The following is a 20,976-nucleotide window of genomic DNA, read 5'->3' as shown; positions in this document are numbered from 1 at the left end:
CTAGAGCTTCATCAGTTTCTGCACCACGAACCCGTCAGGCGTTTCGAGGCGGAGAGTATAGAGGCCCGCGGGCTGGGCTTGCAAATCGAGGGTGCGGGCGGTCGTGGTCCGGCTGGCCGACTGCCGCAGCACTACGCGGCCTAGGGCGTCCGTAACCGTGAGGTCGGCCTGATGGAGCGCCGTCTCGCGTCCGCGGGCTGCCAGCGTAAACACCCCCGAACCGTTGGGGTTGGGGTACACTTGCAAGGCGGCCGTTAACTGGGCGTCGCGGGTGGAGGATACGGTGCCAGACATCACCACGTCGTCCACAAGGAGCACGGTGCCGGCCGCACGGTTTCGGGCTGTTCCTGAGGCAAACGCAATATGAACGGAGTCGGGGGCCAGGGTAGAGGTGTAGAATAGCGGTACGTTGCTTAGCGTATAGGTGGCCGCGGGCAGCAGACGCAGGGAGCCAACCGCAACAGTCTGTACCGAGCCAGCCACGGTGCGCGTCAGCGATACCAGCGCATAAGCAGAATCGGCGGCGGCACTAGCCCCGCTCAGCTTGTAGTAAAACTGCATACTGGTGGCGCGGGTCGTAAACGGCAATCCGCCCAGAGCACTCAGACCACCTGCATTGGGGTTGCTAATGAAGCCTTGAAGGTCAGCTACCGTGACTCGGCCAAGAAATACGGCTCCGGGTACGGGGCCGCCAATTACGGCACTTACGAGTTGGTCGGTCTTGGTTTCCATTCTCGCAGCAAATCCACTACGACTGTCGGTTGCCTTAGTGGTGGTGGAATTGGTGTAGAAAAAGCCAAACTGAGACGACTTAATGGCTTCATCTGTAGTGGTCCAATCCTGTGGCACTTCGACCGTGCTACGAGTTGTCCAGGCGTTGAAATTGCCGTTGGGCACCGCAGAGGTTTGGGCCGACGCGGTAACGGCGGTCAGCAGGCTCAAGGCCGCAGAGGCTAGCGAAAGTAAGCGTGTTTTCATGATGTGAGAAGGCGTTTAAGAGGAAATGCGCGGGAAAGGTAATAAGGTTTTGCTCCCGAAAGATGAAGTAAAACAGTGGATGGTTGTATTCCTAGAATCGAATTTTTTGAGTTACGTAGGGTGGCGAATGGTTTAGATTCATCCTGTACGTAGTTTGTTGCGTTTGGCACGAGCCAGCAACTCCCACGCCAGCCCCACCGCTAAGCCTGTCAGCAGGCCGCCTACGTGCGCGGCGTTGTCGGTGCCGTTTGGGCCGTCGAGGCCACCTACTAGGCTGCTGAGGGCGAAGTAGAGCAGTAGGCCCAGCATGCCGGCACGCTCCTGCCGGGTGATGGCCGGGCCACCGGTGAGTAGCATTGCCAGCAGCAACCCATACAACCCAAAAATAGCCCCCGACGCGCCCACTGAGTTCACGCCGCGCACGTGCCACCACAGACTAGCCACACTGCCGCCCACGCTGCTCAGCCCGTATACCACCAGCCAACGCCAACGGCCAGCTTTAGCTTCTGCCATGAGTCCGAGCAGCAGCAGCGCACTCAGGTTGAGCAGCAGGTGAGCAGGGCCGCCGTGCAGAAAAGTGCTGGTGAGCAGGCGCCACGGCTGCGAGGGAGTCAAAGGAGAGAAATTAGAGCCCCAAGCAATAAGGTCGGTGCTGGCGGGAGCCAGCAGGTTTACGCCGCGCAGGCCCATAAGCAGGAACACCAGCAGATTGGCGTTGAGCAGCAGCGGCGTAACAAAATAGCCCGCTCGGGGCCACAGCACGGCGCGCAGCAGCCGGCCGGTCTGGCGTAGACCGCTCACGTCTGATTCAGTCGAGGGCAGGGGAGGAGATGAACTGGCAGCGTTGGGTAGTTCCGTCGGAATCAGGCCGCGCCGTTGCAGCTCCTGCACGGCCGCCGCTCCCACGGCCGGTGGGTAGCGCGCCGCCTGCTGCGCCAGGTAGAGCAGCTCGGCATCGGTCTTATCGGCGAGGGGACTTGGGGGCGGAGTTTCCATGCAACGGAGTCGGGCCCGGCGTGGGCGCTGCTACCGTGACCGCGCAAGAACCGTCCCATCCCACTTCTCCGCTCAGCGAGGCTGCCAGAAATGGTAGGCTGCTCTTAACCCGGCTAGATTTTCTGCCCTTCCGAGCTGGAAAGAGAGGAAACTGCCCGAAGACGAATGATACATGTACTCGCCGATCAGACCGTCAAAACTCAATCTACATTCCGCCGGGAGAGCAAAGTAACTGAACGAACACCCCGCACACAGATGAACAACTTCAGAAGCATGACGCCGGAAAAACCGTCTTTTTGTCATTGTAGCCAAGCTCACCAGTTGTGTAGAAGCGGCATACTCTGCGGATACAATCGGTGCCTGGCCGCAACCGAAATCCTAGAGCGAAGTGCCACGCATCAGCCGGGCTTCCCACTTTTTGCGATCAAGCAAGGCCTCGCGCATGGCTGTGGCCGAGTCGCGCAGGGTTACTACCTGCTGGTCGAGCACGGGCAGTCCGCCCTCGAAACGGCCGCCGATGCCCTGCATCATTTCGATGCGTAGGTAGGCGGCCCGGCGCATCACGTCCATACGTTCCGCCAGCAGGGGCGTAAGGCTGTGATTATAGACTAGTGCCTTGGTGAGCCGGCGCCATTCCTCGATTACCATGGTCGTTTGGCCGGGCAGGGCAGAGTCGGGTGCCTGGGCAGTATTTATCTTGTCGAGCAGATAGGCAGACTGATTTTCAGCCTTCCAGTAACGCTCCGCCAGCAGCTTGTACTTGCGGGTAGCGGCGGTGTCGCGGGTGCGCTCGGCGGCGGGCAGCTGGCGCATTTCCTCGGCTATCTGGGTGCGGGTGAGCGAGTCGAACGAAGGAATAAGGTGCGTCTCAACGCTTTTCAGTACGGGTGGCCCTGAGTCGGCAGCCTTGGCCTGCTCAATGGCTTGTTGCTGTTTACCCTGCATGTTCGACCAATAGAGTACCCCGGCCAGCAATAGCACGGCCAGCGCCCCTACCCACACGCCCGGCCGCTGCCAAAGGGAAATTTCCACGTCTTCGTAGGCTGGCAGATGAGTGCCCATGGGCTGGGGCTCGGCCGGAGTAGGGTCGGGGTTGATGCCCCGGCGGCGCAGCTCGCGGCGGGCGGTATTTACCAGATCAGGATGATACAATTCTGGGTGCTGAGCCAGAAACAGCAACTCAGCATCGGTTTTCTGGGCGAAAAATTCTGGATTGGAGGAAGAAGGAACGGACATGCCGGTGCTGAAAAGCAGATAGAAAATCGGAATCAACCCCTAAGTTGGCAAAAAGCCTCGGCACTACCATGCTCCTCCATATGGCCCTAGGCCAACGCCACCGCGAACTGGTGCGTATAGCCAAGCAGGCTCTCTCCCCACTTTACGCCTCATCGACCATGAACACTCCCCGCGAAGAACCCACCGACGCTTCCAACCTGCGCGAAGCACCCGACGCCCAATCCGATCAGCGTCAGCCCGAGGGCCGCCTGGCTCCTGGCAGCCATGACACGGGCCTCAACGCCGACGATAATTCTGGCAGCGGCGGCACCGAAGGCGGCCAGGCCATCAGCGGTGCCCGCGTCCGTTCCGGTGCTCCCAACTACGATGCGCCCGGCAATGCGCAGGATGGCGACGTGGGCGGCAACACCACCAGCGCTGGCACGGGCGTATCGGGCGGCGAAACCGGCCAAGTAACGCTGTAGGCCCGCCCATTTAATTTTCTCACGCCTAATCTACCAATCAGTATGAGCACCGAGCACAGCAATAATTCTGACCCCAAACAGAACCAGCAGCAAGACCCCGCCGCTGACAACCAGACCAAGCAGGCCAGCACCGCGGGCCAGATTCCCAACCAGGAAGACCCCGATTCGCAAGCCAGCGGCAACCCCGAAGCCACCAGCACCCAGGAAAACATGGGCGACGGCGCCGGTATCCGCGGCGACTACGGCGACGCCAGCCAAACCAACGGCATGGAAGGCGGCCCCAGCTCCGCCCCCGACGGCAGCCCCGGCAAATAGAAAACGCTGAAAACCTGGCGGCAGTCTTGAGCGGGGCGCAGCCGCGCGAAGACTGCCAGCCACGGAGCCCAGCAAGTCTTCCGACTTGCGAAACCGAGCAAAGCGGCGCGTACAGGCTCACATCTTATGGTCAGTCTGAAGACTGAAACTGCTTCTGCGGCTGGCAGTCGCGCCGACTGTGTCGGCTAAGACTGCCGCCAGCTGCTAAACCAGTGCCTTGCTGCTACGCCATTTGACCGAAGCGCTCATATCGTTGGAAGAAGTTTATCTTCCGGCCGTATGAGGGCTTTTTCATTTGATTTCAAAAGGACATTGTGGGTGTTGGGAGCAGCGTGGCTAGTGCCGGGCCTCGCGCTGGCGCAGCTGAGCGGCAACCCGCTGCCTAAGCTGTTGCGTGCGGATACGGCCCGTTTTGGCCGCATCCTGCGCGACCCGGCGGGGTACCGCGTGCAGATTCTCTACACTCAGATCAACCGCGACGCCAGTGGGCAGCCGCGCTTTCGCACGTTCCGGTACGGCGCTTCCGACCGGCGCTACTTTTACCCGGCCAGCACCGTAAAGCTGCCCGCCGCCGCGTTGGCCCTGCAAAAGCTCCGTCGCCTGCGCGCCCAGGTGCCCGGCCTCACGCCCGACTCGCCGCTGCGCATCGATTCCGCTTTTGCCGGGCAGACGCGCGTTTCGCGGGACACTTCGGCGGCTAACGGCCGGGCCAGCATTGCGCACTATATCCGCAAGGTGCTGCTCGTGAGCGACAACGATGCCTTCAATCGACTCTACGAGTTTGTGGGGCAGCGGGAGCTGAACGAGGAGCTGCGCCGCGTGGGTTTACGTGGCAGCCGCCTCATTCAGCGCCTGTCGGTGGGCGACCAGGAGCCCGGCTCGCGCCACACCAACCCGCTGGCTTTTTACGCCGATACTTCCCTGGCGCGGCCCCTCTACGTGCAGCCCGCCGCTTACAACGAGCAGCCACTGCCGAAACTAACCGCCACGGATTTCCGCATCGGGCGCGGCTACATGCAGGGCGAAAAGCTGGTGAACGAGCCGCTGGACCTGGGCAGCAAGAACAATTTTCCGCTGGCCGAGCAGCAGCAGGTGCTGCGGGCGCTGCTGTTCCCGGCGTCGGTGCCGGCGAAGCAACGGTTTGAGCTGGCCGAAGAGGATTACCACTTTCTATACCGCTACCTGTCCATGCTGCCGCGCGAAAGCACCAGCCCGCGCTACGACGTGGCGCACTTCCCCGATACCTACGCCAAGTTTCTGCTGGGCGGGGGCGGTAACGCGCCGTTGCCGCCAAGCGTGCGGGTGTTCAACAAGATCGGGCAGGCCTACGGCTTCCTTATCGACAACGCCTACGTCGTAGATTTCGACCACCACGTGGAGTTTCTGCTCAGCGCCGTCATCTACGTCAACGCCGACGGCATCCTCAACGACGACAAGTACGACTACGACACCATCGGCTTTCCCTTCCTGCGCGACCTGGGCCGCGCCGTGCTCGACTACGAGCTGCGCCGCCCGCGCCGCCGCCCGCCCAATCTGAGCCGTTTCCAACTCGACTATCGCAAGACAGAAAACTAGACGCCATGACACCATCGGCCCCGGAGCCGCTGCCGGTCGTGCGCGAGGCGGCCGTGTACCGCCAGCAAGTGCAGCAGCAACCCGATAATGAGCTGGTGAGCTTAGCGGCGGTGGTGCCTGCTCTGAAGCTGGATATTCGCTACGCCACCGCCAACAACCTGCTAGGCGAGCCGCTCTACCCGGTGGCCGCCGCCTTTCTGCGCCGCCCAGCTGCGGAAGCGTTGGCCCAGGTGCAAGCGGCTTTAGCTTCGCATGGCGCAGGGTTGCTAGTGTTTGATGCGTACCGGCCCTACAGCGTCACGGTGCGGTTTTGGGAGCACGTGCAGGACGAAACCTACGCCGCGCCGCCCTGGCGCGGTTCCCGCCACAACCGCGGCTGCTCCGTAGACGTGGCGCTAGTGGATTTGGCCTCCGGTCAGCCGCTGCCCATGCCCACCGCCTTCGATGAACTCACGCCCGCCGCCCACGCCGCCTACGAGCCAGTGCCGCCCGCCGTGCGCCGCCACCGGCAGTTACTGCTGGATACTATGGCGCGGTTTGGCTTCCAAAACTATCCCGGCGAGTGGTGGCATTTCGACTTCGGACGCTGGAGTGAGTTCGACTTGCTGGACATCTCCTTCGCGGAATTAGTAGACGGACGTTAGTGTGGAGTAGTGAGTCGCAAAGTGGAGTGCTGAAAAAGCAATGCGTTGAACAAAGTCTCACTACTCAGTACTTAGGTCTCACTACTTTATAGAAGCAAACTGATTTTCGGTGACTTATCTGCGTAATTTGCGGGCTGATTCCCCGTTTTCGCGCTGATGTTTCGATTGTTTGCCGCTGGCCGCCTCGCTCTTTTTCTGTTTCTGTTTACCAGATTCCTGGCTGCCACTCCCGCCGCGGCCGACGTGCCCCCCAAGCGGGAAATGCGCGGCGTCTGGATTGCAACGGTTGAAAACATCGACTGGCCCAGCTCCCGCTACCTCTCGCCCGACCAACAGCGCCGCGAGTACCGCCGTCTGCTCGACGCGCAACAGCGCAACGGCATCAACGCCGTGTTCGTGCAGGTGCGGCCGGCTTCCGATGCTTTCTACCAGAGCAGGCTCGAACCCTGGAGCAAGTGGCTGACCGGCACGCAAGGCAAAGCGCCCAACCCGTCCTACGACCCGCTGCCTTTTCTCATTGAAGAAGCCCACGCCCGCGGCATGGAGTTTCACGCCTGGTTCAATCCGTACCGGGCCAGCCTAGATTCCGTGACGCGAAAGCTGGCGCCCAACCACCCGTTCCGGCAGCATCCGGAGTGGTTTCTGCGCTACTCCGGCAAGCTGCTCTACAACCCCGGCTTGCCCGAAGTGCGCCAGTACATCAACCGCGTAATTCTGGACGTGGTGCGCCGCTACGACATCGATGGCGTGCATTTCGACGACTACTTCTATCCCTATCCGGAGCCCGGCCAGGTGATCCACGACGAGGCCGCCTTCGCCCGAAACAACCCCGACAACCTAGCGTTGCCCGACTGGCGGCGCCAGAACGTGAACGTACTCATCCGGGACTTGCACGACTCCATCCGCAGCACCAAACGTTGGGTGAAGTTTGGCATCTCGCCCTTTGGCGTGTGGCGGAACCAAGCCACCGACCCCAGCGGCTCCGATACCAAAGCTTTTCAGGGCTACGACGGCCTGTATGCCGACGCGTTGGAATGGGTGGGCAAGGGCTGGGTCGACTATATTTTGCCGCAGCTGTACTGGAGCTCCACGTTTAAAGTGGCCCGCTACCCGGTGCTGGTGGAATGGTGGGCCCGCAACGCCAATGGCCGCCACCTCTACATCGGGCAGGGGGCCTACCGGATGTCGGAGAGCACGAAGGCCGACACCGCTTGGCGCAACCCGCGCGAGTTGCCGCGGCAAGTGCGCCTGAACCGGACTTTCCCCACCGAAGTGAGCGGCAGCGTGTTCTTCAGCGCGAAATCCCTGCTTGTCAACGCGCTGCACTCCACCGATTCGCTGCGGCAAAATCTGTTTCGGTACCCCGCGCTGGTGCCTACTATGCCCTGGCTAGATGCCGTGCCGCCGCGCCCGGCTCAGAACTTGGTGCTGACGGTGTCTCTGCCCACCAACACACTCACCTGGCAACCCTCACCGGCCGCTGCCGATGGTGACCAAGCCAGCTACTACGTCTTGTACCGGTTTGACGAAAACGAGGCGCCCACCCCCAACGACCCGCGCCGTATTCTGGCGGTAGTGCGCCCCCGGCCCGGCACCGGCCTCGTCTTCACCGACACTACTGCGCGCCTCGGTCGTTCTTACGCCTACTACCTCACCGCCGTAGACCGGCTGCACAACGAAAGCCGCCCCGTGAACGTGCGCAGCACCGGCCGCCCTGGCGAAATCGTGATGGCGCAGGCTACCCCGGAGAATGTGCCATCTGCCCCGGCGCCCATAGCTACTGCACCCACGCCCGCTATACGTCCTGCTACTACACGTCCGACGGCTGCAACTGGCGCAGTCAGCAAAGTCAAAACGAAAACAAAAAAGAAACGCGGCTTCTTCGCCCGGCTGTTTGGCAAACGTTAAACAGCCTCATATCTATTAAAAAAAGCCGCTGCTTCCTGTGAGCCGCGGCTTTTTCTTTTGAGTTTTATGTGATAGGCAAGGGGCCTCGCTGCTTCTATACTCTTTCTGTGAATGGCTACACCGGAAACTTTATGCCTTGCTATCCATGCGCCTTGAGCCGCTATGGCTTTTTGGTAGGTAAGCGGGAGTAGAGCAGTTGCTCGAAGATTTGCAAAGATGGTTGCAGGAAGGGGCTTTGCAGCAGCAGTTTGCGGCGGGTAAGCTGTACGATTTCCTGTCCATCAAACAGCGGCGTGGCGGTGGTGTCGCTGGCTTGGCTGTAGAGCTTGCCGCCCCGTACTTCGTAGCGGCCCTGTTCGGTGTGGATAGTCTTGTTTCGGCGAGTGGTGGTGTAGGTGTAGGTTCCATCAGGACGAAAATCCACCTCTAACGATAACTCTCCTTTCGTAATGCCGATGTTGGTATCGGCGGCGGGGCTATGGAATAGTTGCTCCTGTAGCGTATCGGGCATGGTCCGCGAGCCTTCGTAAGCAATTTGTTGAAGCGCCCAGCGGCCCACCAAAGCAGGCGGCACCTGCGCCCGCAACGGTCCGGTAGCAAGTATCACTGGCAACAGTAGTATAAAGCATCGTAGTGCAGAGGCGTACTTGTGTCTACCAGAGAAAGTCAACATCAATTGTAAATAAGCTCTGAAAACCTCCGCCTGTCTCATACCTCACTCCCCATAGCTCATGTTTCACATGCTTACACGGTCACGCTCTGGCACTGGCTGCACACCCCCGACATAAGGTAGTCGCTACGCTCAGCTTGGAACTGGCTGGGCAGCACTACCGGCGGAATAGCCACCTGGTTCAAACAATACGTGTGCTGACAGTTCGTGCATTTGAAATGCACGTGGTTGTCGTAGTGCGTGTGCTCGGTGCATTCGGTGGAGCACGCGGCGTAGCGAATAATATCGGTGGCGTCGATGACGCGATGAATAACGCCTTGCTGCTCAAAGGTGCGCAAGGTGCGGTAAAGCGTAATTCGGTCGATACCCTCGGCTCCTAGCGCCTGTTCAATGTCGTTGCTGGACAGCGCGTACGCTTTGCTGAGCAGCACCTGCAACACCTGCCGCCGGATGGGCGTAGCGCGCAAGCCGTGCTGGGCCAGAGTTTCGGTGATACGGGCGGGAACAGACATGCTCAAAATTACGGATTCAGGAATACTTGTGCTGGCCTAGAAACAACAACGCCACTCCCGAAGAAGTGGCGTTGAAAAAGAAAACTAGCAACCGTGTTATAGTGCTTTCACCGCTAGCGTAACGGCGACATCGGTAGTAGAGGTGCGGTTAATGCTGGTCACGCTAAGGATAGCATACTGGTTAAGGCCGCGCACCCGCGCCACGAATACGTCACCCACCGCTACATTATCAAGCTGCGTGACCTGGTTGGCGGCGGTGGCCGTCAGATAAGTCTGCCGAATGCTGTTAAGCGTAGCCGTATTAAATGCTGCCGCGCCGCCCATCGCAATCCGTACAAAGCGGGTAGGAGTGGGCGTGGGCATGCCGGTGGTGGGATTGAGCGTTTGCAGACGCACCGCATTGCTGGCCGTGCTAGTGATGGCAATGTCTTTAGACGTGACCGGCCCGGTTATAGGCACCGGCGTGAACGTAGTTAAGTCGTACGCCGCTAAGTCGCCGCCGGTGGTGCCGGTGTAGGTGAGCGTAACGGTGCGGGCCGGCGCAAGCTCCGTAGCAGTGCCGAGCGTGATAGATGCGGCACTCGCGGAAGCTGTGCGTATACTGGCCGGAATCGTTTGAAGTCGAGTCTTAGCTTCAAATCGATAAACAACGGGCTCGCTGCTGCTGGGCAAGGTTACGTCTACGCTCACGGTGGTTGCGGCCCCAGTTTGGGCGCCGGCAGCCGGCAGCCGTTGCCGAGAAACGCGACGTTCAGCCGTGGTGCCCACCCGCACGTAGGTGATGAGGCTATCGAGGTCCTTGTACAGAGTACCAGTGGCAGTGAAGCTAGCAGCTGTATTAATACCACCTTCATTCAGCAATACACTGTAACGCACCACATCGCCAGCTACGGGCGTGCTAGTGCTTGGTGCCGTGACGTTGGTCGCGGAATTAACACGCACGGTAGGTGTAGGTTCAGCTAGCCGAAAATTGATGGAGCGGCTCTTCGACTGGCTATTCGCAGCCACTACCACCGCATCAAGCTTTACGTTGGCTTTGTTGGCTCCATTGGGTACCCGAAAGCCTACCACGAGAGTATCAATTTGGCGACGCTTGGAAAAGAGCGAGTCGTTATACGGAACAGTCGCTATCAGCACTGAGTCGCGGTTGGGCTCCACCTTTTGATAGAAGCGGATTTCCTGTATGGGCGACGTCTGCTTGACGAACTGTAACTCAAACGGCACCACCTCTCCGGAAGCATATTTGGTGGCCGTGCTAAAGTTGTTGTTGAGGAAAGTGGGTACTTGTTCCCCAACCACCTGGTAGTAGGTGTCCAGATCCTCCTCGCAGCTTACCAGCAAGGGCACTGCAAGGGCCAACAGTAGGGCGCTGCGGCGGAAATAGGTCGTTTTCATGGTCGTTATCTAGCTAAGAGAAGAGACAAGGCCAAGCTCTTACGGCTGGTCCCACCACACGGGCTTAAGAATGTATTCGTTGTCGGTGGTAGCCCCAACGGAAGCATAGATGGTGGCCACGTTTTGCGGGTTATATTGCGTTTCGGTAAGGGCCGGCAGTAAGCGACGCGGAAACCGGTTCTTAAAATCGGCTTGGTTGGATAGGAACGCCGGGGCGCCTACCGGATAGCGCAGGTTGGGAAAAATAGCGGGGTCGAAGTCAAAGCGACGCAAATCCGTCCACGCTTCCGGGTTCATGAACAGGGCAATATATTTCTGCTCCATGATGCGCTTCAAGTCGAGCTGACTTTCGTTCTGCGCTACGGCCGTGCTGCTGAGGTAGCCAGTAATTTGCTGATCAGTGAGCACTGGAAAGGTTACGGCTGGCACGGCGTTGGAGCCGCCTGCCCCAATCTTGCGTATGTGTGCCTCAATTCCCTTTTTGTAAGCAGCCAGTGCGCGGGTGCGGTTTCCGGCCCGGAACGCAGCCTCCGCTTCAATAAACTTCAGCTCATGATAAGTGATGGTTTCGAAGGTGCCAAGGTCGCGGGCGTACCAGCTGAAGTAAAAATCGGAGGCACCGCTGGTGGTAGCAATAGGCGTACCGCCACCCACACCTGGATCTGCGCCCACGCTCAATGTGGTAGCCATGATGCTATAGCGTGGATCTATCACGCCGGAGTAAGCGGCGCCAGTGGCATTGCCATTCAAGTACCTAACCAAGTTAGTGGAGTAGGTAGCTCCTGCAAAGTTGGCCCGCGTCACTCCAAAAATATTGGTGGTGCTCGTTAACGGGGCCGCTGCTGCCTGAAATTGAATCTGGGCATCATCGGCGCTGCTCGCGAAGCCTTGGTCTACCAAGTCCAATATCTGCTGCGGGTTGTAAGAGCTTTTCCTGCTAAGGTGGTTGAGCTGGCGGGCTTTCAGCGAATTAGCCAGTCGAATCCACTTTTGCCGATCACCGCGGTACAAGATATCTCCGCTGATGCTGGGTGAAGTGATGTACAATGGCCGGAAATTTTCGGATTCCGGCTTGCTCATTTCCGCAATACCCTCGTCGAGCAAGGTATTAACCGTTTGGTAAATCTGCTCCTGCGAATCGTATTTGGGCGTGTAATTGGCTGCGCCCTGGAAGGCTTCCGAGTATGGTATATCGCCTAGCATATCGGTGGCGTGGGCTAAAGCTTGCGCCAAAATGATTTTGCTGGCACCCACATAGTATACCGAACCTTCCTGCTGCGCCGTCTCCAGGGCCTCGCGCACGTTGCCAGCGGTGTAGAAGTACAGGTAATTGAAGGTATTGTTGCCGTTGCCAGTAGTCAGCACATATTGGTCGGTGCTGCTAGCCGGAACACGGCGTACTACGTGCTGCGCTAAGTAAGAGGTAGTGAGAGCAGTGAACATCTGCTGCTGAAAGCTCTGTGAAATAGCGCCGGGCAATAGGAAATTAGGCGTGGCCGCCACCGGGTTATTGGGGTCTGTGTTTACGTCTAGGAAGTCCTCACAACTGGTCAGGACACCACTGCTCAGCAGCAGCCCCAGGAAGAGAAAGTATTTTTTCATGGAGTTTAAGTTGTAGAATAGTTAATGGCTTCTTAGCTGGTTATTCAGAAAATCATTAGAACAACCCGCCATTCGGCCTTCAACCATCCTAGAATTCAACAATCAGAAGTTCACGCGCAAACCCATATCCACTCCTTTAGTGGCGGGCACGTTGCCGTAATCGAAGCCACCAGAGCCGCCGCCACGCACTCCAGATCCTGACGCGGAGGTTTCAGGATCGGCGCCGGAGTAGTTGGTAAGCAGTAATAGGTTGCGGCCCGTAACGCTCAGTTCCACCCCTTTCACTACCGACTTACCCAACCAAGCAGCGGGCAGTGCATAACTCAGGGTGGCGTAGCGCAGGCGCGTCCAGGAACCGTCCTCAATAAAGGGTAAGCCCACGCCGCCTAAGTTGCTTTGAAAGTAGGTTTGGGTGAGTTCAACCTCACGCGTATTAGGCGAGTACGTGCCATCAGCATTACGCACCACCCCATCTAACACCGCGGTTTTATAGCGGTCCAGGGTCCGCTCGCTTAGCCCGTTGACGGTGGCCTGCCATTCGTTGCCGTTTACCACTTTGCCGCCCTTGCGGAAGTCAAACATAAACGCCAAAGACAAGCCTTTGTAACTGACAGTATTTGTAATTTGTGAAGTGTAATCCGGGGATCTGTCGCCGGCATATACAAACGTACCCGCTACCGGCGAGGGATAGCCGGTGCTTTCAATGATGCGCTGGCCGAAATAGGGGCTGTTGGGGTCCGTCACGCGGGCCCAATCCACGGCAGCCACCGAAGCAATAGGGCGGTTAGGAAAGGCACTGCCACGTGCCACGTTAATTGGCCAGGCATCCGACTGGTTTACTTCAGTCAAGAAGCTAGGCAACTCCTTCGCAATGTTTTCATTGCGGAAGAAGTTGACCAGCACATCCCAGCTAAAACCGCTATTAGTGCGCACTGGCGTGCCGCGCAAGGCTATTTCGAGCCCTTCATTCGTGACTACGCCGCCGTTGATGGTTTGTAGGATGAAGCCTGAAGCCTGGCTTACCCGCGGCCTAATGAGCTGGTCGCGCGTTTCCTGATAATAGTACGTTGCGTCTAAGCCCAAGCGATTCTGAAAGAACTGCAGGTCAATACCGCCCTCATAGGAGCGAGTGCGTTCAGGTTTGAGGTCGGGATTCGCACCGAAAAACCCTTGCCGAAAGCCACCCCCGATATAGGTAGACTGGGCCAGCGGTGACTCCACACGATAAGGGCCTGTATCCTTACCTACTTCGGCCACCGAAGCGCGAAGCTTAGCATAGTTCAGAACACGGTTTTGGTCGAGGCCGAGCGTACGGGTGATTTCCCAGCCTAGCGCCGCCGAACCATAAAAGAAGCCACGCCCAAAATTTTTGCTTTCGGATGGCCGGGGGAGGGTAGAAGTGATGTCGTAGCGGCCGTTCAGCTCGAAGCTTATCTGTTGAAAAAAGTCGAGGCTAAGGCGGGCAAAATTACCAACTAGGCGGCGAGTGGTATTTGTAGTTAGAGCATTGCGGTTCACCGTGTTGTTGATACCCACAAAAGATGGATTCTGGAAAATAAGCCCTACTATGTCAGTAGCCTCCAGTTTGCTTTGCTCAATAGTATTACCCAAGATAACCGAGCCCCCAATACGTTCATTTAACTGGTGTGTGAACGTAGCCAGGAAGTTGGAATTGAGTAGGCGGTTGAAGTTGGTGGTTTCGGCAATGCCACCGTTTTGGTTGTTTGGCAGCGTGGTGCCTACGGCCCGTACGGAGCTTATTTTCTCCGTGTATAGATCGGTGCCAAGGTTGTAGCTAAGTGTAGCCCACTTAGCGGGCGAATAACTAAGTTGCGCGTTGCCAATAAGACGGTTCGTGCGGTCGGTCTGCGGGTTACGCTCCACCGTGAAGTAAGGATTATCTGCTTCCGAAATACCTACTCCCGTAATCAAGCGCCGAGGGGTACCGTTGGGGTTGAGATAGTTGCGGGCATCATCGTTGCGGGGCCAGTTCAACAAGCTTACTAGATAGCCACCGAGGCCTTCAAACAGACCAGGCCCTTGCAATGGCCGCTCGCCGCCTGAGTTCAAGTACTGCGCCGAGCCCGAAGCACTGATGCGCGGCGAGAGCTGTACTGTGCCAGCCGCCCGTAAGGTGGATTTGTCGTACTGGCTACGTGGAGTTATGCCTTTGGTGTCAAGGTGTGAGGCCGACAGCAGGAATGTGGCTTTCTCGTTACCGCCCGACATAGTAAGGTAGTTTTGAAAGGAAGTGCCTTTCTGGTAGAAGTCACCCAAGTTGTTATACACTGTTTCGCCCTCAGTGAAGCGTGGCCCCCATGAATTGCGGGTATTGGAATCGAATACACCATTTACTCCTTGCTTGTATTGGTCTTGCAGCTTAGGTAGGCGGTTCACTTCATCCACTGAAAACTGCGTGCGGTAACTAATACTAGTGCGTCCGGCTTCTCCTTTTTTGGTTGTAATAATGACGGCTCCATTGGCAGCTCGGAGGCCGTACAGCGATGCCGCGGCCGGGCCTTTAAGTACCGTTAGGCTTGCAATATCTTCCGGGTTGAGGTCGGAAGCGCGGTTGGTGGAGCCCACAGAGCGGCCTAAAAGACCGTTGAATGCGGAGCCACCGCCAGGCGAGGTGCTCTCCACAAATGATGAGTTATCCATGATGATGCCATCAATCACGAACAGTGGCTGATTATCGCCATCGAGTGAGTTGCCACCTCGAATCACGATGGAGGCACCTTCCCCAGCTCCACCGCCGGAGCTAGTGATCTGCACGCCTGCTACTTTTCCCTGCAAGGCATTTACGATGTTCGTCTGGCGCGACTCGATGATGTCCTTACTCCGTACTTCTTGCACCGCATAGTTGATCTGGCGGCGCTCCTGCTTAATGCCAAAGGCTGTAACCACCACGTCCTTCAACTCGGTGGTATTTTCCTTTAGGCTGATATCAATCGTGGTATCGTCGCCGATGGCGCGCTCTTGGGTGGTGTAACCAATGAAGCTGAAGGTGAGTGTGCTACCGGGAGCGGCCTGTACTGTGTAGCGGCCATCGGAGCCGGTGCTGGCGCCGGTGGTGGTGCCTTTCACGAGTACCGTTACGCCGGGCAAGGGAGAGCGGTCGGTGGCGCCGGTTACGGTGCCCGTGATGGTGCGCAGATCCTGCGCCTGGCCCGGTGGGGCGAGCAGTACACCCAGGATCAGAAGCAATAGGTAGAGTCTGTTCATGCGAGAGTGAAATGAGAGTGGAAAGGAAGAAAAGCACACGGCCGGAATCCGGCTGCTAGACGCAGTAGGATTCCGGCCGGAAAAGCGTGGTGGTTGCTGCTGGCTCGAAACAACAGAGAAAGGTTGTTTTCATTGAAAAAAGGTGTGGGAAGCAAAGGAAAATCAGCGCGAAGGGAAGTGCAAGCACGCATTTTTGCTGGAAACAATAGCAAAAATCCCTGCTAAAGCTAGAAAGCCGCGCGACAGGCGCAAACTATATATGGTATTTTCTAGTGCCGACTTAATTTGGAAGGCTGCGGGTAAAGCCGCAACTTTCCCCGGCCTCACCATTCTCCACTCTTTCCAACTTCCCGTCCGTCGTATGTCCGTCGTCTCTACGCCCGCAGCCCGCGTCCCGGTGCGCGTCTTTCCCGATTCCGAGCAAGCCTCCGTGCAGGTGGCGCAGGAGCTAGCCGCTTTCATCCGGCAGCGCGCCCAGGAAGGCCGCCCGGCTGTGTTAGGACTGGCCACGGGCTCGTCGCCAACCCGAGTGTACGAGGAACTGGTGCGCCTGCACCGCGAAGAAGGACTCAGCTTTCAAAACGTCGTCACCTTTAACCTTGACGAGTACTTCCCGATGGCCCCCGACTCGCTGCAAAGCTACGTGCGGTTCATGCGCGAGTATCTGTTCGACCACATCGACATCCGGCCCGAAAACGTGCACATCCCCGACGGCACCGTGCCCGCCGACCAGGTAGCCGAATTCTGCCGTCGCTACGAGGAGCAAATAAAAGAAGCCGGCGGCATCGACTGGCAACTGCTCGGCATTGGCCGCACCGGCCACATTGGCTTCAACGAACCCGGTTCCGGCGCCCAGTCCCGCACCCGCCTCATCACCCTCGACCATATCACGCGTACCGACGCCGCTTCTGACTTCTACGGGGAAGAAAACGTACCGCGCCGCGCCATTACGATGGGGGTAGGCACTATTTTGAAAGCCCGCCACGTGGTGCTGCTGGCTTGGGGCGAGGGCAAAGCGGCAGTGGTGAAGCGTATGGTAGAAGGTGAGCCAACCGACACCGTGCCGGCCACTTATCTACAGCACCACCCCGCCGTGCAGGTGGTGCTCGATGAAGCCGCCGCCGCCGAATTGAGCCCCCACAAAACGCCCTGGCTGGCGGGCGAAGCCTGCGACTGGCAAGACGCGGCTCTAGTGCGCAAAGCCGTAACCTGGCTGGGTCGCCGCCTCGAAAAGCCCATCCTCAAGCTTACCGACGAAGACTACAACGAAAACGGCCTCTCCGGCTTGCTGGCCGAATCCAGCCAAGCCTACACTATTAATATTCGGGTCTTCAACGAGCTGCAACACACTATAACCGGCTGGCCCGGCGGCAAACCCAATGCCGATGACACCTACCGCCCAGAGCGCGCCGAGCCTTTCCCCAAGCGCGTACTCATCTTCTCGCCCCACCCCGACGACGACGTAATCTCGATGGGCGGCACGCTACTACGGCTCGTGGACCAAGGCCACGAAGTACACGTAGCGTACCAGACTTCCGGCAATATTGCCGTCTTCGATGATGAAGCCATTCGTTTCGCCGATTTCGTGGCTGAGTACGACGAGGCATTCAGCTTGGTAGGTGAGCAGCCCGCCGAAACCATGTACCGCCGCGTGGCCGAAGCACTGCGCAGCAAGCAACCCGGCCAGGTAGATGCGTCTGAAGTGCAGCAAATTAAAGGTCTGATCCGGCGCGGCGAGGCCAAAAGTGCCCTGCGTTATGCCGGCCTCGACCCCGATGAGCGAGCCCACTTCCAGGACTTGCCCTTCTATGAAACTGGGCGCGTGCGCAAAAAACCCCTCGGCGACGAAGACATCCGCCTCACGATGGAGCTGCTCAACCGCATTCAGCCCCAGCAGATCTACGCCGCCGGCGACCTAAGCGACCCGCACGGCACGCACCGTGTGTGCCTAGCCGCCATTATGCAGGCCGTACAGCGCCTCAAAGCCTCCGGTACCGAGTGGCTCGCCGACTGCTGGGTGTGGCTCTACCGCGGCGCTTGGCAGGAGTGGGACATCGCCCAAATCGAAATGGCTGTGCCCCTGAGTCCCGAGGAACTGACGCGCAAGCGCCGCGCCATCTTCAAGCACCAGTCGCAGAAAGACCGGCCCCTTTTCCCCGGCGCCGACCAGCGCGAGTTCTGGCAACGTGCTGAGGAACGAAACCGCACTACTGCCCGCATCTACGACCAGCTAGGCTTGCCAGAATACGAAGGCATTGAGGCTTTCGTGCGTTGGCATTTTTAGGATCTTTTCACCTTCTGCACTTGTAACTGAACACCAAATTTTCACAGAATGTGGTAGAGCTTTATTACTTTCCGTCCCCGCATTTTGTCGGTGCTTTTTCCCACACCTTTTTCCCTATTTAATGTTTTACTTCTACTGTAAACTAAGTCGCCGCTACTTGGCCCAGCAATTGCTGGTCGGGCTGCTCTTGCTACTGACTGGAGCCTCCGCGACTGCCCAAACCTCGCGCTACATCCTGCGTGGGCGCATTAATGATGCTGCGGGGATTGGGATACCCGGTGCCACGGTGCGGGTACTTAACACCGTACTTGGTACGGCCTCGGTAACTGGCGGCAACTTCGAGTTGGGAGCCACCCTTAGCCCTGGTACCTATACGCTCGAGATATCGTCGGTGGGCTACCGGCCGCAGCAACAGTCTCTGGTGCTGGGCACGGAAACCACCGTGACTGTGCCCACCGTAAGCTTGGCCGAAGACTTGGTGCGGCTCAACGATGTGGTAGTGACTGGTACGTCGGTGGCCACCAGCAAGCGGCAGCTGGGCAACACTATTGCCACGGTACAGGCTGCCGAGCTGCTGACAACCGTGCCTACTCAGATTGACCAAGCGTTGCAAGGAAAATTTTCGGGGGTACAAATCACGCAAAATTCAGGCAACCCTGCTGGTGGCATTTCGATAAGGCTACGCGGACCAAGTACCGTAGCCGGCTCTTCTGATCCGCTTTACATCATTGATGGGGTACTCGTCAACAACGATTCGCCCCAACTGCTCGACCTAGGTGGCTCGGCCCAGAATCGACTCGTAGACATTTCACCTAATGACATTGAACGTATCGAGGTGATTAAAGGGGCGGCCGCTGCAGCTATCTACGGCTCACGAGCTTCCAACGGCGTGGTGCAGATTTTCACGAAGCGTGGCCGTGACGGCGCGCCGCAGGTCACAGTGTCGTCGCAGTTTCTAGTTTCGGAGCTGCGTAAAAAGCTCGATTACAATCAGTACCCATTCCGGTTTGCGAACACCAACAATGCCGACCTGACCCAGGAACCGGTGCAGCGCTACGACTACCAGGATTTGATTTTTCGCACTGCGGTAGGCACCGACAATTATGTGTCGCTGTCGGGTGGCAATGGCGGCACCAAGTATTTTGCTTCTGGCAACTACTTCCGTAATCAGGGAATTATTGATAATACCGACTTCAACCGTGGCGGCGGACGGGTGCGGGTGCAGCAGACACTAGGTAGCAAAGTTAGCCTGAGCGCGGGTGCTGCTTACACGCTGAGCCAAAGCCGGGATGTGCCAAATGGGGGAATAATTGAAGCTTACGGCGCCTTGACGGGTTTTGTCTTTTCCAACAACGACATCGACCCTAATCCTGACCCCGTGACCGGGCGCTACCCTAGCACGGCACGCAACATTGCCCGCACTAATCCGCTCGAAGCCATCAACCGCTTCGACTTTCGACAGCGTACTTCCCGCTTTATTGGTGACGTACAGTTGAATCTGACACCTTTCGTGGGCTTCACCATAGACTACGTGCTTGGCTACGATGCTAGCACGCAAATTGGCACGGGCTTCATCCCGGTAGGCAGCACAGCCCCCACTTACACGGCTGGCTATGCTCGCCGGGCCGACCGCACGGCTCTGCTCACTAACAACGACCTAACACTAAGCTACCGCCGCGACTTTACGCCGTGGCTGGCCAGCACCACTACTGCAGGTGGCACGTTGCAGTCGGATCAGACCTTCAGTCTTAATAACCGAGGCGTAAATCTCTCGCCCGTAGTGCAAATCAGTGCTAATGGCACTGCGGTAGCGGGAGAGGAGCGCACGGAGCGCACTATTCGTGGGGCGTTTTTGCAGCAGACGTTAGGCCTCGGCAACCGCCTGTTTCTAACTGGCGCCGTCCGTGTGGATGAGGGTTCCATTTACGGCGCCAACAACCGCACTCAAACCTATTATAAAGCGGGGGCGTCCTACGTGTTGTCAGACGAGAACTTCTGGAAAGAGAGTGCGCTAAGTCGGGTGCTGCCACAAGTGAAGCTGCGGGGCTCCTACGGGCAAGCCGGCAACCTAACAGCTATCGGTGCTTATCAGCGCTTCACCAACTTCGACCCCGTGGTGGCTGGCTCGGTACCAGGTCTGCTGGCCAATACTCTACAAGGCAATCCAGACTTAGGACCGGAACGCCAGGAAGAATTTGAGGTGGGTGTTGACCTAAGCGCGCTCAACGACCGACTAGGGTTTGAATTTTCGTACTACAACAAGCGCGTGAGCGACCTTATTCTGCGCCGTGACCTCAATTTCAGCAGTGGTTTCTCTTTCCAGTTCGACAATGTTGGCCTGCTCACTAACCGTGGCGTGGAACTGCTGCTACGAGCCGTACCAGTGCAGGCTCCTGCTGTGCGCTGGACGGTAACGGGTACTTTCACCACCAACCGCAACAAAATTACCAACATCCCCAACGGGCTGGTTACTTTCCCTGATGGTTTCGGGCTCGTGGCGGCTGTAGAAGGCCAACCACTGGGCACGTACTACGGCACTTACTCGGCCCGTAATCCCGATGGTTCACTGCTGCTAACGCCGGCTGGCTTGCCTCAGCGGGAGCGCGGCATTCAAGGCAACTTTGGACAAGCTAATACACCGCAACGGGGGGCTGATGGTCAGCCTTCAGGTGCGCTTCTAAATGGGGTTGTTGGCGACCCCAATCCAAAGTATATCGCCTCCCTTATCAACGAAGTGAATTTACTCAACGACCGTCTTACGTTTCGGGTGCAGTTCGACACGCAACAAGATTTCGACGTGTTTAACTTCACTAAGCGCGTGGGCACTCGCGATATCTTCGGCGGACTGGCTGGCTATGAGGCCGAACTACGTGGCGAAGTGCCTAAAGGCACTAGCACCGCTGCCTACAACACCTTCGAAAAGTGGGTAGAAGACGGCTCGTTTGTGAAGCTACGCGAGGTTTCCCTTAGCTTCCTTATTAAGCCCAAAGCACTAGGCCTGCGCGATCTGCGCCTGAGCGTGGCTGGCCGCAACCTCCTCGTGTTCACGGACTATACCGGCTATGACCCGGAAGTGAACGCCGCCGGCCAGAGCAACGCTGTGCGCGGCTTCGACTTCGTGGAGGTGCCCATTCCACGCTCGGTATCGGTGGGCTTCAACGCCACATTCTAA

Annotated in this window: 15 protein-coding genes; 7 read left to right on the top strand and 8 right to left on the bottom strand. The window is 58.1% G+C overall.

Annotation, left to right across the window (positions count from 1 at the left end; genetic code table 11):
* The 3 genes from ACYSMN_RS20945 to ACYSMN_RS20935 all read right to left on the bottom strand — a co-directional run bounded on the left by ACYSMN_RS20945 (position 1) and on the right by ACYSMN_RS20935 (position 3,210).
* Positions 1 to 978 (bottom strand): T9SS type A sorting domain-containing protein, encoded by a 978-nt coding sequence (locus ACYSMN_RS20945; RefSeq protein ID WP_488925869.1) that lies wholly within the window; start codon positions 976 to 978, stop codon positions 1 to 3.
* 138 nt (positions 979 to 1,116) lie between these two features.
* Complete coding sequence (locus tag ACYSMN_RS20940) at positions 1,117 to 1,974, bottom strand: rhomboid family intramembrane serine protease (protein ID WP_488925868.1); 858 nt, start codon at positions 1,972 to 1,974, stop codon at positions 1,117 to 1,119.
* Between the two features lie 378 nt (positions 1,975 to 2,352).
* Positions 2,353 to 3,210 carry a hypothetical protein gene (locus ACYSMN_RS20935; RefSeq protein ID WP_488925867.1) on the bottom strand — a complete coding sequence of 286 codons (858 nt, stop codon included), beginning with the start codon at positions 3,208 to 3,210 and terminating at the stop codon, positions 2,353 to 2,355.
* Between the two features lie 44 nt (positions 3,211 to 3,254).
* On the opposite strand from ACYSMN_RS20935, the gene ACYSMN_RS20930 reads away from it, so the two are divergent.
* The 5 genes from ACYSMN_RS20930 to ACYSMN_RS20910 all read left to right on the top strand — a co-directional run bounded on the left by ACYSMN_RS20930 (position 3,255) and on the right by ACYSMN_RS20910 (position 8,116).
* Positions 3,255 to 3,674, top strand: coding sequence for a hypothetical protein (locus tag ACYSMN_RS20930; protein ID WP_488925866.1), 420 nt, complete (start codon positions 3,255 to 3,257; stop codon positions 3,672 to 3,674).
* A 42-nt stretch (positions 3,675 to 3,716) separates the two neighbouring features.
* A complete protein-coding gene (locus tag ACYSMN_RS20925; protein WP_488925865.1) occupies positions 3,717 to 3,989 on the top strand; it encodes a hypothetical protein in 273 nt (90 codons plus the stop codon).
* A gap of 279 nt (positions 3,990 to 4,268) precedes the next feature.
* Complete coding sequence (locus ACYSMN_RS20920) at positions 4,269 to 5,564, top strand: serine hydrolase (protein WP_488925864.1); 1,296 nt, start codon at positions 4,269 to 4,271, stop codon at positions 5,562 to 5,564.
* A gap of 5 nt (positions 5,565 to 5,569) precedes the next feature.
* Entirely contained in the window at positions 5,570 to 6,208 is a 639-nt protein-coding gene (locus ACYSMN_RS20915; protein ID WP_488925863.1) for a M15 family metallopeptidase, read from the top strand.
* 156 nt (positions 6,209 to 6,364) lie between these two features.
* Positions 6,365 to 8,116 carry a glycoside hydrolase family 10-like protein gene (locus ACYSMN_RS20910; protein ID WP_488925862.1) on the top strand — a complete coding sequence of 584 codons (1,752 nt, stop codon included), beginning with the start codon at positions 6,365 to 6,367 and terminating at the stop codon, positions 8,114 to 8,116.
* Positions 8,117 to 8,276: 160 nt separating this feature from the next.
* Here ACYSMN_RS20910 and ACYSMN_RS20905 read toward each other — a convergent pair whose 3' ends face one another.
* The 5 genes from ACYSMN_RS20905 to ACYSMN_RS20885 all read right to left on the bottom strand — a co-directional run bounded on the left by ACYSMN_RS20905 (position 8,277) and on the right by ACYSMN_RS20885 (position 15,520).
* On the bottom strand, positions 8,277 to 8,723 hold the full coding sequence (locus ACYSMN_RS20905) for a lipocalin family protein (RefSeq protein ID WP_488925861.1): 447 nt from the start codon (positions 8,721 to 8,723) through the stop codon (positions 8,277 to 8,279).
* A 137-nt stretch (positions 8,724 to 8,860) separates the two neighbouring features.
* Complete coding sequence (locus ACYSMN_RS20900; RefSeq protein WP_488925860.1) at positions 8,861 to 9,298, bottom strand: Fur family transcriptional regulator; 438 nt, start codon at positions 9,296 to 9,298, stop codon at positions 8,861 to 8,863.
* A 96-nt stretch (positions 9,299 to 9,394) separates the two neighbouring features.
* Positions 9,395 to 10,693, bottom strand: coding sequence for a hypothetical protein (locus tag ACYSMN_RS20895; RefSeq protein WP_488925859.1), 1,299 nt, complete (start codon positions 10,691 to 10,693; stop codon positions 9,395 to 9,397).
* A gap of 39 nt (positions 10,694 to 10,732) precedes the next feature.
* Positions 10,733 to 12,295: a SusD/RagB family nutrient-binding outer membrane lipoprotein gene (locus ACYSMN_RS20890; RefSeq protein WP_488925858.1), complete on the bottom strand. Its 1,563-nt coding sequence runs from the start codon at positions 12,293 to 12,295 to the stop codon at positions 10,733 to 10,735.
* 102 nt (positions 12,296 to 12,397) lie between these two features.
* Positions 12,398 to 15,520, bottom strand: a complete 3,123-nt coding sequence (locus ACYSMN_RS20885) for a SusC/RagA family TonB-linked outer membrane protein (RefSeq protein WP_488925857.1) — start codon at positions 15,518 to 15,520, stop codon at positions 12,398 to 12,400.
* A gap of 361 nt (positions 15,521 to 15,881) precedes the next feature.
* On the opposite strand from ACYSMN_RS20885, the gene nagB reads away from it, so the two are divergent.
* Together nagB and ACYSMN_RS20875 are read left to right on the top strand one after the other, a co-directional pair.
* A complete protein-coding gene (gene nagB / locus ACYSMN_RS20880; RefSeq protein ID WP_488925856.1) occupies positions 15,882 to 17,804 on the top strand; it encodes a glucosamine-6-phosphate deaminase in 1,923 nt (640 codons plus the stop codon).
* A 121-nt stretch (positions 17,805 to 17,925) separates the two neighbouring features.
* Positions 17,926 to 20,976 carry a SusC/RagA family TonB-linked outer membrane protein gene (locus ACYSMN_RS20875; RefSeq protein WP_488925855.1) on the top strand — a complete coding sequence of 1,017 codons (3,051 nt, stop codon included), beginning with the start codon at positions 17,926 to 17,928 and terminating at the stop codon, positions 20,974 to 20,976.

This window comes from Hymenobacter sp. M1-2 (genome assembly GCF_057808495.1).
This window is presented reverse-complemented; position numbering and strand designations above follow the sequence as displayed.

What these genes read in the sequence shown, in the direction of transcription:
- ACYSMN_RS20915 (WP_488925863.1), top strand. Translation starts at nt 5,570, where the DNA reads ATGACACCATCGGCCCCGGAGCCGCTGCCGGTCGTGCGCGAGGCGGCC.
- nagB (WP_488925856.1), top strand. Translation starts at nt 15,882, where the DNA reads ATGTCCGTCGTCTCTACGCCCGCAGCCCGCGTCCCGGTGCGCGTCTTT.
- ACYSMN_RS20925 (WP_488925865.1), top strand. Translation starts at nt 3,717, where the DNA reads ATGAGCACCGAGCACAGCAATAATTCTGACCCCAAACAGAACCAGCAG.
- ACYSMN_RS20890 (WP_488925858.1), bottom strand. Translation starts at nt 12,295, where the DNA reads ATGAAAAAATACTTTCTCTTCCTGGGGCTGCTGCTGAGCAGTGGTGTC.
- ACYSMN_RS20945 (WP_488925869.1), bottom strand. Translation starts at nt 978, where the DNA reads ATGAAAACACGCTTACTTTCGCTAGCCTCTGCGGCCTTGAGCCTGCTG.
- ACYSMN_RS20920 (WP_488925864.1), top strand. Translation starts at nt 4,269, where the DNA reads ATGAGGGCTTTTTCATTTGATTTCAAAAGGACATTGTGGGTGTTGGGA.
- ACYSMN_RS20935 (WP_488925867.1), bottom strand. Translation starts at nt 3,210, where the DNA reads ATGTCCGTTCCTTCTTCCTCCAATCCAGAATTTTTCGCCCAGAAAACC.
- ACYSMN_RS20900 (WP_488925860.1), bottom strand. Translation starts at nt 9,298, where the DNA reads ATGTCTGTTCCCGCCCGTATCACCGAAACTCTGGCCCAGCACGGCTTG.
- ACYSMN_RS20875 (WP_488925855.1), top strand. Translation starts at nt 17,926, where the DNA reads ATGTTTTACTTCTACTGTAAACTAAGTCGCCGCTACTTGGCCCAGCAA.
- ACYSMN_RS20895 (WP_488925859.1), bottom strand. Translation starts at nt 10,693, where the DNA reads ATGAAAACGACCTATTTCCGCCGCAGCGCCCTACTGTTGGCCCTTGCA.
- ACYSMN_RS20940 (WP_488925868.1), bottom strand. Translation starts at nt 1,974, where the DNA reads ATGGAAACTCCGCCCCCAAGTCCCCTCGCCGATAAGACCGATGCCGAG.
- ACYSMN_RS20910 (WP_488925862.1), top strand. Translation starts at nt 6,365, where the DNA reads ATGTTTCGATTGTTTGCCGCTGGCCGCCTCGCTCTTTTTCTGTTTCTG.
- ACYSMN_RS20885 (WP_488925857.1), bottom strand. Translation starts at nt 15,520, where the DNA reads ATGAACAGACTCTACCTATTGCTTCTGATCCTGGGTGTACTGCTCGCC.